15 protein-coding genes and 2 pseudogenes are annotated in these 14,854 nt (G+C 58.2%); 4 read left to right on the top strand and 13 right to left on the bottom strand.

The genetic code is table 11. The features are described 5' to 3' along the window. Positions 1-465: 465 nt before the first annotated feature. The 7 genes from AC2FJC_RS23040 to AC2FJC_RS23010 form a co-directional block, all read right to left on the bottom strand. Entirely contained in the window at positions 466-1,653 is a 1,188-nt protein-coding gene (locus AC2FJC_RS23040; protein ID WP_496741984.1) for an NnrS family protein, read from the bottom strand. A gap of 9 nt (positions 1,654-1,662) precedes the next feature. Then, entirely contained in the window at positions 1,663-1,836 is a 174-nt protein-coding gene (locus tag AC2FJC_RS23035) for an NnrT protein (protein WP_496725632.1), read from the bottom strand. A gap of 62 nt (positions 1,837-1,898) precedes the next feature. Then, positions 1,899-2,072, bottom strand: a complete 174-nt coding sequence (locus tag AC2FJC_RS23030) for a protein NnrT (protein WP_496741982.1) — start codon at positions 2,070-2,072, stop codon at positions 1,899-1,901. Position 2,073: 1 nt separating this feature from the next. After that, positions 2,074-3,960: a nitric oxide reductase activation protein NorD gene (locus AC2FJC_RS23025; protein ID WP_496741980.1), complete on the bottom strand. Its 1,887-nt coding sequence runs from the start codon at positions 3,958-3,960 to the stop codon at positions 2,074-2,076. A gap of 5 nt (positions 3,961-3,965) precedes the next feature. Beyond that, positions 3,966-4,760 carry a CbbQ/NirQ/NorQ/GpvN family protein gene (locus tag AC2FJC_RS23020; protein ID WP_496725634.1) on the bottom strand — a complete coding sequence of 265 codons (795 nt, stop codon included), beginning with the start codon at positions 4,758-4,760 and terminating at the stop codon, positions 3,966-3,968. Positions 4,761-4,763: 3 nt separating this feature from the next. Continuing rightward, a complete protein-coding gene (locus tag AC2FJC_RS23015) occupies positions 4,764-6,113 on the bottom strand; it encodes a cbb3-type cytochrome c oxidase subunit I (protein ID WP_496741978.1) in 1,350 nt (449 codons plus the stop codon). Positions 6,114-6,134: 21 nt separating this feature from the next. Beyond that, the gene (locus AC2FJC_RS23010; protein WP_155147961.1) at positions 6,135-6,587 is read right to left on the bottom strand and encodes a c-type cytochrome; all 453 of its coding nucleotides are present in this window, start codon (positions 6,585-6,587) and stop codon (positions 6,135-6,137) included. 119 nt (positions 6,588-6,706) lie between these two features. Between AC2FJC_RS23010 and AC2FJC_RS23005 the strand changes: the two genes are divergently transcribed. Then, entirely contained in the window at positions 6,707-6,922 is a 216-nt protein-coding gene (locus AC2FJC_RS23005) for a DUF1858 domain-containing protein (protein WP_496725636.1), read from the top strand. A gap of 5 nt (positions 6,923-6,927) precedes the next feature. Here the strand turns inward: AC2FJC_RS23005 and AC2FJC_RS23000 are convergent, their stop codons facing one another. Then, entirely contained in the window at positions 6,928-7,641 is a 714-nt protein-coding gene (locus tag AC2FJC_RS23000; RefSeq protein WP_496741976.1) for a Crp/Fnr family transcriptional regulator, read from the bottom strand. A 153-nt stretch (positions 7,642-7,794) separates the two neighbouring features. Here AC2FJC_RS23000 and AC2FJC_RS22995 point away from each other — a divergent pair, with 153 nt between their 5' ends. From AC2FJC_RS22995 to AC2FJC_RS22985, 3 genes are read left to right on the top strand one after another with little or no spacing between them, the layout of a single operon-like run. Beyond that, positions 7,795-8,226 carry a pseudoazurin gene (locus AC2FJC_RS22995; protein WP_496741974.1) on the top strand — a complete coding sequence of 144 codons (432 nt, stop codon included), beginning with the start codon at positions 7,795-7,797 and terminating at the stop codon, positions 8,224-8,226. A 60-nt stretch (positions 8,227-8,286) separates the two neighbouring features. After that, a complete protein-coding gene (gene nirK, locus AC2FJC_RS22990; protein WP_496741972.1) occupies positions 8,287-9,504 on the top strand; it encodes a copper-containing nitrite reductase in 1,218 nt (405 codons plus the stop codon). A gap of 19 nt (positions 9,505-9,523) precedes the next feature. Beyond that, positions 9,524-10,279 (top strand): formylglycine-generating enzyme family protein, encoded by a 756-nt coding sequence (locus AC2FJC_RS22985; RefSeq protein WP_496741970.1) that lies wholly within the window; start codon positions 9,524-9,526, stop codon positions 10,277-10,279. A gap of 84 nt (positions 10,280-10,363) precedes the next feature. On the opposite strand, the gene AC2FJC_RS22980 is transcribed toward AC2FJC_RS22985, so the two are convergent. The 5 genes and pseudogenes from AC2FJC_RS22980 to AC2FJC_RS22960 form a co-directional block, all read right to left on the bottom strand. Then, positions 10,364-10,699 carry a hypothetical protein gene (locus AC2FJC_RS22980; protein ID WP_496741968.1) on the bottom strand — a complete coding sequence of 112 codons (336 nt, stop codon included), beginning with the start codon at positions 10,697-10,699 and terminating at the stop codon, positions 10,364-10,366. Between the two features lie 13 nt (positions 10,700-10,712). After that, a pseudogene (locus tag AC2FJC_RS22975) lies at positions 10,713-11,058 on the bottom strand (transposase); the annotation flags it as partial. 278 nt (positions 11,059-11,336) lie between these two features. Further along, positions 11,337-12,953 carry a GMC family oxidoreductase gene (locus tag AC2FJC_RS22970; RefSeq protein ID WP_496741966.1) on the bottom strand — a complete coding sequence of 539 codons (1,617 nt, stop codon included), beginning with the start codon at positions 12,951-12,953 and terminating at the stop codon, positions 11,337-11,339. 47 nt (positions 12,954-13,000) lie between these two features. Further along, positions 13,001-14,518, bottom strand: a complete 1,518-nt coding sequence (locus tag AC2FJC_RS22965) for an FGGY-family carbohydrate kinase (RefSeq protein ID WP_496741964.1) — start codon at positions 14,516-14,518, stop codon at positions 13,001-13,003. Further along, positions 14,511-14,854 (bottom strand): annotated as a pseudogene (locus AC2FJC_RS22960) (aldolase); the annotation flags it as partial. The pseudogene AC2FJC_RS22960 and the gene AC2FJC_RS22965, both read right to left, overlap by 8 nt.

Genomic DNA, 14,854 nt, shown 5'->3' with positions numbered 1-14,854 from the left:
CGAAGGTCTTCCTGTCAGCCATCGCACTCGCGGCCACCGTTCTATTCTGGTTGTAAATCAATGAGTCTGGAGCCTAGCTGCGGTCGCAATGTCAGGCTCGACTAAGTGCGGCTTTGCGCAGATATGCACGGTGCGGCATCGGTCATTCTGGGCTCAGGGCAGACAATCAAAAGTCAACAAAAAGGAGTGCCAAGTGTCCGCTCTGCAGACAAAGAGGTCCTCCGCTATGGTTGATAAAACGACCGCTATTGATGCCGTCTTACAAAACGGGGAAAATTTTTCCATTTTCAACAGTCAAAGACCGCTTCCCAAACATGTTTGCGGAAATACTTGGTTGCAACTAATCGTTTCACGTCCTCGCCTTTCTTCCATTTTCCAGAGCCAGGGCCGGCGTGCGGACTTTGACTCGATAGTTCCGGATGGTTTGGAGCGCTATAGTTTCGGTCGCACGGCAGTTTCCAAGCGTTAGCCTGTTTTTGTGGAGCGGACCAAAAGAGGAGCGTAGCACAAAACAAACCCGCCGAAAGACAGAAGCCAGAAGATGCCCGAAAGATCGGTTAGGCTCGGTACTTTATCAGCGAATAGCCGCGCGGCAACTGCCGCCAAAAGCGCACAATAGATTGTAACCGTCATACGGTCTGCGCGCAATTGACGGCCGGTGTGGCCCAAAGTGGCTCTGGTCATGACGGCAAGTGTCATCCCACCGATAGCGCCAACCATCCAAAGATGTTGTGCTGCAGCAAGCCCGGAGCTGCCCGATAATATGGCCGCTCCCAGCGCAAAGGCACCCAATGGAATGAAAGCGTAACATACATGCAGCATCCAAAGCAGCGGTTCTGGTGCAGTCTGATGACCTTGCCAACGCAATAGGCGTACCACATGGAGGACACTCAGCAAAAGAAGCAGCACAGCGGAGACTTTCAGGACCGGCTGAACCGTCCACAGCATTAGGATTGCCATCGTCGCCACAAGCACGACTTTGTCAAATGACTGCATCGGAGGCGCCGGGAGTTTATTGGGCTGCCGCTGGACCAACCAGTTGCGCGTGAACGAAGGGATGATCCGACCGCCAATTACTGCAATCATCATCAATGCAGTGGCGAGCCCCATACGTAACCCAATGCCTTGGGCTGCATAGCCGCCACGTGCGTTCTCGATGTGGAACAGCGCGTTTGCAATCGTGAACAGGGCCAGCAACCCCAGAACTAACAGATTGCGCCAGTTCCTGCCTGCCACGATCTCACGCAATATCAGCCCGCCAAGGATTATCGGAAATATCAGATCAATGGCGGCGGCCCATCCAAGCGGAAGGAATGCAGAGGTCAGTACCGCAACGCGTCCTGCACACCAGATCGCAAAAAGCGCGATCAGAGGCCAGCCCACCAGAGGCAATCGACCCGTCCAGTTTGGCACTGCGGTGAGTAGGAATCCTGCGAGCACAGCACCAAGATAGCCAAACAAAAAAGCGTGGGCGTGCCAAGATACCGGATCAAACCGCGTAGGCAAAGTCAGCACACCCAACAATATCAGGATCCAAAGCAGCATGGACAGCACGGCCCAAACCGAAGCGAACAGAAAGAACGGACGAAATCCGTAACTGAACAGCGCCAGTCCACGCCAGGCGCGCATCTGTTGCATTGATGAGTTTGCCACAGCTAATCCCTAGCCCTCTGTTCTGCCATCGGCGATATCCATCAGGTGCCGTATGTGACTGGCAAAATACCATGTCGCAGGTCCACCAATTACACAGCCCAACGCGATGGACCATCCGGTCGACAGAACCGGTCCGCCTATCCAGCTGAATATCAGAGACAAGAAGAAAACGTTAACTGCCATGGCGCCTGCCCCTAACGGGTACAGAACCAGGGTAATACGGGTAACTGTCCAACTCTCCTGTGTCATCGGCGCGACACCAGCCAATGCACAACCCCCAGCGCGGCGATCAACGTGACGCTGCCAACTGCGAACCAGAACTCGGCGGTGGCGGATTGCGCCTGCGGGATCGGGCGGTCGAAACCCTCAGCCCAGACCGGTGAGGCGAGGAGCAGCAGGAAAAGGGGAAGGACGCGCATATCAGGTCTCCTTTGTCAGTGTGCGGTAAATGTCGGGCAAGGTCCGCGTCAGGCGTTCGGGGTTGGGCAGCAGGGTGAAACCGCCGCGCCCGAAGATGCGCGCGAACCAGTCCTGCCCGTCTTCGTCGATGACGACGCCATGCAGGCTCTGCCCTGCGCGTCGGGCTTCGCGGACGGCCATGTGACTGTCTTCGATCCCGTGCTGGCCCTCGTAATGATCAAGGTCGTTGGGCTTGCCGTCGGTCAGCACGATGAGCAGCTTGTGGGCCGAGGGTTCCTCGGCCAGTTGCGCGCTGACATGCCGGATGGCGGCGCCCAGCCGTGTGTAGTGGCCCGGCTTCAGCGCGCCAATGTTGGCGGTGATGTCGGGGCTCATGGGGGTGTCGAAGGTCTTGCAGCGGGTCAGGAACACCCGGTCGCGGCGCAGTGAGGAAAAGCCCCAGATGCCCAGCCGGTCACCCGCCGCGTCGATGCCTGCGGCCAGCGCGCCGATCGCCTCGCGCGCCACTTCGATAACCGAGGTGTCGCCGATAGCGGCTTCGGTCGAGCGGGAATTGTCGATCAGGAAGGCGACCGACAGATCACGCTCGGTCTGGCGCACGGCCTGCCAGATGCGGTCGGAACCGCGCCCGGTTGCGGCCAGATCCGCCCGTGTGGTCAGCAGGGCATCGAGGTCAAGCTCCGATCCGTCGACCTGCCTCGGCTGTTTGATGCGGCGCGGGCGCAGGGCTTCGAACTGGCGGCGCACTTCGCGGACGCGGCGCTCGTTCGGGTGGAAGGGATGCGCGGCGTCGGGCTGAGCCGGGGCATCCAGCACACGGCAATGCCCTTCCATGTAAGAGCGCGCGCGGTGGTTCCATTCGGGATAGGTATGCTCACCGGCCAAGGCTTCGTGATCGGCATCGGCGGGGGAAAGGTCGAGATGCAGGCGCAGGCGCGTCGCCGCCTTGCGGTGCTGTTTCGACAAAATGATCTGGTCCTGATCCTCGGCCGCTTTCTGGGCGTTCTCGTCATCGTCGTCATCGACGCTGCGGTTGATATTCATCGACTCGACCCAGGACAGGATCGACTCAAACCGGTGGATGATGAAGCTGTCCTTTCGGTTCTGCTGATCCTGATCCTTGCGGTGGCCCAGTTTCCGGCTGGTCAGCGCCGCATTGGGTGGAGGCGCCGCAGGGTCAGCCTGTTCTTCGGTTGCCGCCGCACCCGATCCCGGGCGGGCAAAGCGCAGCCAGATCGGCACCGGGGCAAAGGGTTTATAGCCGCGTGGGGCGGTTTCGGCCCCGATCACCGGTGTCGCGCCGCAGAGCTGATCGCGGATCGCGGTTTCGATCTGTGCCTCGGGTGTCGGGCGCATCACGTCGGGGCGTGTGGCGGCGCAGTGTTCTGCCATCCGGGCGTAGTCACCGCGCAGGCCAGGGCAGCTTGCGTAAGCCCGGTCGGCGGCTACGGCATTGGCACGAATTTGCGCCCCGTCCATGGCGGGTCCGTCGCCTTCCAGATCGAAATCGGCCACTTCGCTGACCGCCGCCAGCGCGGTCAGCCAGAAATAGGCGACGCGATTCAGCTGCGGTTCAGGAAAGGCGGCGATGACCGGGGGGAGCGACAGGCGTTCGCCGTCATACCCCGCCACCCATTCCCGGTCCCGCTCAGCCCCCAGATTGCGGCGCACCGGACGGCGGTGGCGCACCAGCGTTGCCGGGGCCTCGGCCAGTTCCACGCCGGGCGCTCCGCCCAGCGCACGGAACAGGACCGCAAGGCTGGGTCGGACCGAGGCAAGGGAAACACTGGCCTCGGGGTAGCTGACATGCGCCGCGATCCCGCTGGCCATCTCGTGCCAGAGATTGCCAACGGTTTCTTCGGGTTCCATGAGATCGAGAAGTCGCATGACGCTTATCCGTAAATGGTGGCAACCAGATCGCGCAGCGCCTGCTGCATGTCGGCCTCATCAGTCAGGGGTTCGACGATGGCGGCCTCGATCGCCTGATTGACCCCCATGCCCCCGGCCATCAGCGTGGCGGCATAGATCAGCAGACGGGTCGAGACACCCTCTTCTAGGTCCATGCCCGATAGCGCCCGGATATGACCGCCCAAACGTACCAGAGGCGCGACGCGGCCGGGTTCAAGGCGGCTTTCGCGGGCCACTACGGCAATCTCGATCTCTTCGTTGGGGAAGTCGAACGAGATGGACAGGAACCGCTGCCGGGTCGAGGGTTTCAGCCGCTTCAGCACGTTCTGGTAACCGGGGTTGTAGGATGCAACGAGCATGAAGCCCGGTGGTGCCACCAGTTCTTCCCCGGTGCGGTCGATCATCAGTGTCCGGCGCGTATCGGTGAGCGGGTGCAGCACCACGGTCACGTCCTTGCGGGCCTCGACCACCTCATCGAGGTAGCAGATGCCGCCCTCGCGCACCGCACGGGTGAGCGGGCCATCGACCCAGACGGTTTCCCCGCCTTTGAGCAGGTAGCGCCCGATCAGGTCGGCCGCTGACAGGTCGTCATGACAGGCAACGGTATAAAGCGGTTTGCCCATCTTGGCCGCCATATGTTCGACAAAGCGCGTCTTGCCGCAGCCGGTCGGCCCCTTCAGAAGAAGGGGCAAACCATTGTCATAGGCCGTCTCGAACAGCTCGCATTCACGCGCGACGGGCTGATAGAACGGCAGGGTCGGAGGTGTTTGCATGTTCATGGCTTACTCTCCGGGAACCGAGTCTGCGGCGCCGGGCGTGATGATCTCTTGCTTGCGCACAACCAGCATCGAGTAGATGAACAGCAACGCACCGATCACCACGGCAGCACCGGCGCCGAACCGCATCAGATAGAAGACGGACAGAGCGTCCTGCACATCCATGTAATAGTCACCGACCACCCGCTGCATATGGGTCTGGATGGTGCCCGCGAAGGTCAGCACGAAGGTCATGAACGCCATGCCGCCGGTCATCAGCCAGAACGAGGCCATGTTCAGCACCTGATTATAGGGCGCCCTGCCCCGCAGCATCGGCATCGCGTAGGTGAAGACCGCCAGGTTCAGCGCCACATAGGCCCCGTAAAAGGCAAGGTGGCCGTGGGCTGCGGTGATCTGCGTGCCGTGGCTGTAGAAGTTTACCCCATGCAGCGTGTGCAGGAAGCCCCAGACACCGGCGCCAAAGAAGGCCACGGTCGAGGATCCGAGCGACCACAGCAGCGCGGCCTTGTTCGGGTGGTTCTTGCGGCCCTTCCAGACCATGACGAAGGCAAAACTCATCATCAGGAAGAAGGGGATCACCTCGAAGGTCGAGAAGATCGAGCCGATCCACTGCCAATAGCCCGGCAGACCGATCCAGTAGAAATGGTGCCCGGTGCCGAGAATGCCGGAAAACAAAGCGGTGGCGACGATGACATAGAGCCATTTCTCCACCACTTCACGGTCCACACCTGTCAGCTTGAGCAGCAGGAATGCGAGGATAGCGGCCATAACCAGTTCCCAGGTCGCTTCGACCCACAGGTGCACGACGAACCACCAGTACATTTTGTCGAGACTCAGGTTGTCCGGATTGATGAACGCAAACACCCAGAGCAGCGACAGCAGCCACAGGCCCATCAGCAACACATTGGTGATTGCCGTCTTCTTGCCCGCCAGAACGGTCATCGAGACGTTGAACAGAAAAATCAGCGCTGCGACGAGGATGCCGAACTTGACCCACAGGGGCTGTTCAAGAAACTCACGCCCGCCATGGATGCCCACCAGATATGAGCCGACCGCGCCCAGCGTCCCCACCAGCAGGATGATGAGTTGCAGATAGGCCAGTTTGACCGAGTAAATCTCGCGCTCGGATTCCTCGGGGATGAGGAAATACGCCGCCCCGAAGAAGCCCAGCAGCAGCCAGACGATCAGCGCATTGGTGTGGATCATGCGGATGATGTTGAACGGCAGAAGTTCGGACAGGAAGTTGGGCGAGACATAGATCCAGCCCGCCAGAAGCCCGCCCAGAACCTGAATGCCGAACAGGGCTATTGCGGCCAGAAAATAGTAATACGCCACTTTTTGAGATTGGTATTTCATGTGATTTCTCCTTCGTGCCGCTTAGCCAGCGTCATTGGGCGGCCAGCCCTGCGTGTCGGTCTGATCCGCCCAGCGCAGGAACTCGGCGAGGCCGCGCATCTCTTCTTCGGTCAGATCGAAATAGGGCATCTGGCGTCGTCCCTCGACGCCCGAGGGCTGCGCCTTCATCCAGCCATCGAGGATTTCATAGGCGTCCTCGGGCGAGTCCATGACGTCCCAGCGGGTCATCACGTTGCCCAGCTCGGGGGCGAAATATGCACCCTCGCCATGCAGGCTGTGGCAGTTGATGCAAGAATGGCGTTCCCAGACATGTTTGCCCAGAACGACCTCTTCGCTGAGTTCCATGCCTGCGGTTGACGTATTAACCACGTAACGGTGGCTGTGGACGGTCATCGCCACGAAGATCACGACGAAAAAGATCGAGCCCCCGTAGAAGATGTTTCGCGCCCGCGATTTGGTTAAGATTTCAGCCATGCGTCGGCCTCCTTCAGATCGGGATGCCTATTGCTAGCCCGAGCGAAGAAGGCACTGTTTGCGCCAGCGCAACGTTTGGAACGGTTCCAAGCCTAAAGTCGAGGGTGAGAGGAACCCCAATGCCTTGCCCGAACATTGACGATCCAGACCTGACGCTTGCGGATCTTATGGCGCAATGGCCGCAGACAATGCGTGTTTTCCTAAAGCATGGAATGTTATGTGTCGGATGCCTGGTGAACCCGTTTCACACCATCTCAGATGCCTGTCTGGAATACGATCTGGATGAAACGGCCTTTTTGGAAGAGCTGAAGAGCGCAATTTCTAGCTGTGCCTGACCGGACTAACCTTGGCTGAGCTCGACCAGTGCGTGTGGATCACATACTTTGATGCGCTTGCGTTTGCTTTCAACGATACCTTGCTTTTCCCATGCGCTCAGCAATCGGCTGACCGTATGCAGGGTGGTCGCAGTAAGCTCTGAAAGATCCTGTCGGGTGATGGGGAAATCAATCTCAATCCCATCCTCCACCTTGCGACCAGTCTGATTGATCAGACGCAACAGCGCGTTAGCCACGCGCTGTTCCACCTGTTGCGTCGCAAGCTCCACAATACGGGTGTTCATTTCTCCTACACGGTGGCCAACCGTCTTGTAGGTTTCAGTGGCGAAGCCGTCATATTCGGTAACGAAAGTATCCCACAGTCTGGTGGGCCAGCTCAGCGCGATGGACTCCGTCACCGTGACTGCCGTGGCCGGATAAGTCTCGCGCCCGATCGCCTTTGCAATTCCCAGAAGTTGGCCTGCAGGGATATGCAACGCGGTGACCTGTTCACCGGTCTGCGTAACCCGCACCACTCGGACATAGCCATCCAGCAACATGAAGAAACGATCGGCCGGGTCTTCTTCTTCAAAGATATGCGCGCCCGTTTCATAGCGGCGCGAACTGGCCTGATCCAGAATCGTGCGGATTTGCCGACGATCCAGTTTTGAGAATGGTGGCAAATGCGTCAGCAGGCTTTCATCAAGCCGCGGCAATATTTTCTTGGCTGCTTCCATCATAGCTTACCTGATTTGGCACAATCACAGCCGCAAAACCAGATCGTAACGGTCAGTGTTTCCCGAAAACGCACCAAACCTTGCGCCAGCGCAAATTTCAGGTCGCGGAAATCAATAGAGTCAGGCCCAAGAGATCATTCAGGAAAGGACAATTCGATGATCCGCACGCTTACAACCAGCGTTGCACTGGCCACCCTGCTGGCCAGTGCCGCCTTCGCGGAAACCTTCGAGGTGCAAATGCTCAACAAAGGCAGTGATGGCGAACGCATGGTGTTCGAGCCCGCGTTTGTACAGGCTGCCCCGGGTGACACGATCAAGTTCATCGCATCGGACAAGGGCCACAACGCGGAAACAGCCAAAGGCATGCTCCCTGATGGCGCCGAGCCGTTTAAGGGCAAAATCAATGAGGAAATCGAAGTCACGCTGGATACCGAAGGCGTCTATGGCGTGATCTGCAAACCCCACTATGCAATGGGCATGGTGATGACCATAGCGGTGGGCGACGTCGAAATTCCCGAGGGTTTCCTTGAAGGCCGCGTCCCCAAAAAAGCCAAGGCGCGATTCACAGCCCAACTTGAAAACTTCTGATCCCCGATACGGCGGCGAAATGCTTACTCGCTGCACTCATCCGACCTCAAGGAGGATACTATGACCAAATTCATCAACCCCGGCCTTATGAAAACCAGCCGCCGCAATGTGTTGCGGGGATCGGTTCTAGCAGGCGCCGCAGCTATGACCGGCGCAGGTGCCATGGCAGCTCGTCGTACACCAATGCCGCTCAAGGCAGATGCAGCCTCGGCTAAACTCTACAAAGTTGCGGGTGAACAAAAGGCTGACAGCACAGCCAAACCGGCGGATTTGTCTGGTTATACCCGCGTTAAACAGGAACTCGTTGCACCCCCCTTCGCACCAGAGCACGAGCAGGTGGCCACAGGCGGACCAAAGATCATCGAAATCACCATGGAGACAACCGAACGTCTTATGGTCGTTGACGAGGATACCGGTGCGTCTGTCTGGGCTCTGACCTACAATGGTTCAGTCCCAGGACCGCTGATCATCTGCCACGAAGGCGACATGATCGAACTGACCCTGCGCAACCCCGAAGACAGCGTGATGGAGCACAATATCGACTTCCACGCTTCGACCGGTGCGTTGGGTGGCGGTGGCCTGACCCATGTCTATCCTGGCGAGGAAACCGTGCTGCGCTGGAAGGCGACCAAGCCGGGCTGCTTTACCTATCACTGCGCGCCGGGCGGGGCGATGATCCCGTATCACGTCACCCATGGCATGAACGGTGCGGTGATGGTGTTGCCGCGCGACGGCCTGAAGGACGCGGATGGCAATCCGCTGACATATGACAAGATCGCCTATATCGGCGAGCAGGATTACTATTTGCCGCTGGACGAAAACGGCGAGTTCAAGACCTATGAGGCCGCCGGTGACGACTATGCCGACAGCCTGGATGCGATGCGCACGCTGACCCCGACCCATTCGGTGTTCAACGGCGCGGTGGGTGCCCTGACCGGTGAGAACGCGCTGAAGTTCAACGTCGGCGAGACGGTTCTGATGATTCACAATCAGGCTAACCGCGACACCCGTCCGCACCTGATCGGCGGCCACGGTAACTATGTCTGGGAGACCTCGTTCACCGATGCGCCTCAGACCGGTGTCGAAACATGGTTCGTCCGCGGAGGATGTGCAGTTGCCGCAATGTACACGTTCGAACAGCCAGGCGTGTATGCCTATGTGAACCACAACCTGATCGAAGCCGCGCTATTGGGGGCCACCGCGCATTTCATTGTCGAAGGGGACTGGAACAACAACCTGATGGAACAGGTTGTAGCACCCCGGCCATTTGCAACCTAACGCCGCTGGACTTCAGATCATGAAAACCACTGCCATGCAACGGATCACCAATCCAACCAATCTAGGTTGGGCAGGTCTGAGTGTGGCAGTGGTCATCTGTGCAGGTGTGTTGTTTTTGAATGGGCCACTCTTTCGAACACAACTGATGCCCGAAATGGCCGATAATCCGGTCATTTTCCCCGGCGGTGAAACGCTCTACGTTCAACGCCACGAAGTGACGGTCACTGAATGGAATCTGTGCCACGAAAACGGTGGTTGTACGCTGAAATTACACACCCGGTCGGGTCTCGACCCGGCTACAACACCCGCTACCGGGCTCAATTATGTAGACGTGAGCGAGTACTTGCGTTGGATCAATGCCGCCACTAGTCACGATTTCCGCCTTCCGACAAGAGCGGAATGGAACCACATGGCATTGTCAGTTCTGCCTGAAGATCCCGACCCGATCTTTACCGACCCATCACTAACATGGGCCTCAAGTTATCTGACCGAAGGGCTCGCTCCACGTGCTCTGAAACCGCAAGGCAGCTTTTCGATATCACTGCACGGGATCGCTGATCTGGACGGCAGCGTCTGGGAATGGACTCAGGACTGTTATGCTGGGGCAAGCGAAGACATCGACCCTGATCGATGCCCCGCCTTTTTTGTCGGTGGTGAGCATGTCGCAGCGGTGCCTTTCCTCGTGCGCGATCCAGCACGAGGCGGTTGCGCCGTCGGCGCACCCCCGGCACACCTCGGCATGCGTCTGGTTTCGGACGTAGATACAGAAAATTAATTCACAGGCATTGTTTGCCAAAGAGCCCCGCGACCGTGTTGCATGGATCACGATTGAGGCGGATTGACCCCATTGTCCATCACTTCAGAAGACCCGCTCATAGGCCGCACGACCGAGAGCTGTTATGCGGTTGAGCGTTGTTGATGCAATTTTCGCTTCAGATCTTTGATTGTTGAAATCGCACGCTTGCAGGCGATTGCTGAGTACTTGTGTCCAACTGCCGATCTGGGCTTCAACCTTTGACCTCTGATTGTATCCTGCCTTGGTTTGCCACTTCATTTTACCCTGTTCGGCGATGGCAGTGATGTGTTGATTGCGCTGTGCATTCGCCCCGTGAACCGCGTTCTTGCGCGAAGCAACAGCCCACACCGGTTTCAATACTGGCGAGCAAATCCGGGACAGCAGTTTCATCGCCTGCATGTTCAGTGGTCAACTCCTCCGCGGCGATATCGCCGGTTTCTGGGTCAAGGGAGATGTGGAGTTTGCGGCATGTTTTGCAGGTATTCTTAGCACCGTGCTTTTCTTCATGCCGGCTCCGGTCAGTATGAATTTTGAGACCGGTACTATCCACACTCAGGTTGATCGGCTTTTCTGAAGCGCGCTGGTTTGGGGCGACTATCAGCCCCTTACCGCGTCGTGATCGCGTCGAGTAATCCAGCACCAAAAGATCCAGCCATCAGCTTGGAAATCGATCGCATAAAGCCCAGCGATTGTCTCAAGGCAAGCCGAAACACGACCCACAAAGTGAGGCAAATCTCGATCGCTACGTCCGAATAAATCGCCTATCCTCAGCGAGACCTGCACCGTGGCGGCGACCATGTCTTGGCCAGATCACCTGAAACCCAAGTCGTCAAGTCACCGCGTTGCCGAAGGCTTTCGTTGAACTCTAATGCATTCACCACCCGATACCGTGCTTTTTGAAACTTGTCCCGACAGGTATCATTGATACTTGTGGGGCATCTATCATCGCTCACATCACAGAAAACACAGGGAATACTCTGTGCAGACGCTCCCTGAAACAGGGTCGCAGCGGATCCACTTTCCAAACCTAACCCCGTTATGCCCTGGATTTCCTGATTAGGTCAGCTGCTTTCTCGGCGACCATAATGACCGGAGAGGCGGTATTTCCCGACACGATCTTTGGCATGATCGATGCATCTACGACGCGCAGTCCCGTCACACCCACGACACGCAATTGCGGATCCACGACCGCTTTGTCGTCCTGTCCCATTTTACACGTACCAACCGGGTGAAAGATCGTTGTTGCGATATCTCCGACGGCATTTATCAGATCCGGTTCATCCTGAATGGCCGGGCCGGGCAGAATCTCTTGCGGCTGAAAAGGTTCAAGTGCTTTGGCCGTCATAATCCGGCGGGTCTGTTGCACCGACTTGACGGCAACCGATCGATCCCGTGCAGCGGAAAGGTAGTTCAGCCGGATATCGGGTTGCTGATCCAGGTCGCGGCTTTGGATATGGCTGCTGCCGATACTTTCGGGACGCAGGTTACAGACCGACACGGTGATGGCGGGAAAGGGATGCAGCGGATCGCCTAGCTTGTCGGTTGACAAAGGCTGGACGTGATATTCCAGATCCGGCGTTTCCAGCGCGGGATCGGATTTGGTGAACATCCCGAATTGGCTGGGTGCCATCGACATTGGGCCTGATTGGGTCAGCCCGTATTGCAAAGCAATCCGAGCCTTGCCCAAGATGGAATTCGCCATCGTGTTCAACGTTTTAGCGTTCTTCACTTTGTACACGGTTCGGATCTGCAGATGGTCCTGCAGGTTCTCTCCGACGCCGTTGCTTTCGTGCAGAAGGTCGATGCCCAGCGAACTGAGCACATCGCCGCGACCGATCCCTGAAAGCTCCAATATCTTTGGTGAGTTTATCGCACCCGCAGTCAACAGCACCTCATGCCCCGCAAGTGCCTCCAACACTTGCCCCTTGTGGCGAAACCGGACGCCGCGCACGGATTTCCCGTCCAGGATCAGGCGGTCGGTGGTGGCCTGGGTTATCACCCGCAGGTTCGGGCGCTTAGAGGCCGGGCGCAGAAAGGCTTTGGCGGTGTTCCAACGTACGCCGTTCTTCTGATTCACTTCAAAAAAACCCGACCCTTCGTTGTCGCCATCGTTGAAATCGTCGCGCGGCTGAATACCGAATTCTTTTGCTCCGTCCTGAACCGCCTTCAAGATGTCCCAGCTGAGCTTTTGTTTCTGAACCTTCCACTCACCCCCGCTGCGATGCACATCGGTGTCGCCGCCGTGGTGGTCCTCGGATTTCAGGAAATAGGGCAGAACGTCATCCCAGCCCCAGCCTGTGTTGCCCATCTGTCGCCAGTGATCGTAATCCGCCGCTTGCCCGCGCATATAGATCATGCCGTTGACCGACGAGCAGCCCCCCAGCACCTTACCACGCGGATAGACTAGAGACCGCCCGTTCAGGCCGGGCTCGGGCGCGGTTTTCATCATCCAGTCGGTGCGGGGATTGCCGATGCAATAGAGGTAACCCACCGGTATATGCACCCAGTGGTAATTGTCGGATTTTCCGGCCTCTAGCAGCAATACACGCGTGTCGGGGTCTTCGGTCAGCCGGTTTGCCAGCACGCATCCCGCGGTTCCGGCCCCGACGATGATATAGTCATAGTCGCCATCAAGGCGTGTTGCCTGTGTCATGGTCAATCTCGATTGCCTGTTATTCGTGTGCCGATCATAACGTAGTTTCAGGCTCGGTCTTGCCGCATGTGCGCGCGCGACCAGAAGCCCTGCATCGTTTCGATCAGATCCAGATAAGTGTCGTATCGGTCGCCATAGTGGGTGTGCATGCCCGGGTCGGGTTCAAAAACCTGTTTAACGCGTGTCATCCGGGCGATCCCTTCCTCATAGGTTCCTACCTCGCCCACAGCACGGGCCGCGCCGATAGCCGCGCCCAGAGCGCCGGTCTCGCGGGCTTCGGCCACGGTGATCGGAAAACCCAAACAATCGGCAAACATTTGCGGCCAATGCGGACTGCGCGAACCACCACCCGAAAGAATGGCCCGATCAAGCGAAACACCCGCTTGTTCCAGTACTCCGATATGGCGGCGGTGTTCGAACATCACACCTTCGAACAGGGCGCGCAGCATATGGCCTTCGCCATGCCAGCCAGCCAGCCCGTAAAACCCGGCACGGAACGATGCGCCCTGACCTGAGCCATAGAGGAAGGGGTGAAAGAACGGATCATCTGCCCGGGGTGTCACCCGCCCGACCTGCGCATTGCAATAACCGAACGGGTCATCGTGATGCCCGCCGCGTTCAACCAGCTCGCGCACGTACCATTCCAGATTGGCCGCCGATGTCGCACTGGATTCGATATTGACGAAACGATCCTGGCCAAAGCAGGAGGCCATAAAGATGTTCCGGTCGTTGACCGGCGCTGCTGAGAACACCTGATTGATGCTCCAGGTTCCGGCGATGATCGAAGCCTCGCCCGCGGCAACCACACCTGACCCCATGGCGCTTGAGATCACGTCGAAAAACCCGCCGATCACCGGGGTTCCGGGCGCCAGGCCGGTCGCGGCAGCTGCATCAGCGGTCACGACCCCGGCAATATCCCCGGGGTCAATCAGGTGCGGCAAGAAATCCCGCGCATCCGAAAGCCCGTAGAGCGTCAGCAATTCGTCGTCATAGACACAGTCCGGCATTCGGGTCAGTCCGCAGCCGGACATGTCCGACATATCGCTGACTCGCTCACCGGTCAGTTTGAACGTAATGAAGTCCTTGCACAGCATTATGGTCTGTGTGCGGTCGTAAATCTCGGGCCGGTGTCGCTTGATCCAGGCCAGCAAAACCGGAGTTTGCGAGGGCCAGGGGTATTGCAGGCAAATCTCGTGCAATCTATCCCCGTTGGCCGCGGAAAGCTCTGCCGCCAGATCCGCGGCACGGGTGTCCAGCGATTGAATACCGATCAGCGGGCTCCCTGCCCGATCCAGCAGATAGAGCCCGTTGCCATGGCCCGCACATCCAACACCGGCAATCTGATCCGCCTGAATGCCAGCCTTGGCGATACAGCCGCCAATTGCGTCACGCGCGTTGGCCCAAAGCTCATTCAGGTCACGTTCGACAAATCCCGGCTCGGGCGTCGAGGACTGCCCGTCCAGCGCGTGCACCGCAACCTGATGCCCGTCCTGATCAAACAGGACGGCCTTGATTACGGTGTTCCCGGCGTCCAGCCCCAGAAAAAATGTGCTCTTCTCAGCCACGGTTGTAAATATCCCAGGCTTCCTCGCCGTTTGCGCCATTGTGGATCATTGCCATCAGGGCCGACACAACCGCCTTTGGGTTGTCATGCTGATAGATGTTGCGTCCATAGACCATGCCCTGCGCGCCTTGCGCCATCAAGGCCGCCGATTTTTCCAGAACGGTCTTCAGATCCTCTTTGCCGCCGCCGCGAACCAGAACCGGAACCCGGGCCGCCTCGATCACACGGTGAAAATCCTGCGCGTTCTCGGTTGGATCTGCCTTAGGTTCTGGACCCATTAAATTTGTTGCTGCTGTCTCTGTTGCATGCTTCAAGCCACTGAGTTTCAGAGGTGTAT

This window comes from Ruegeria sp. CDSB117, assembly GCF_059611005.1.
This window is presented reverse-complemented; position numbering and strand designations above follow the sequence as displayed.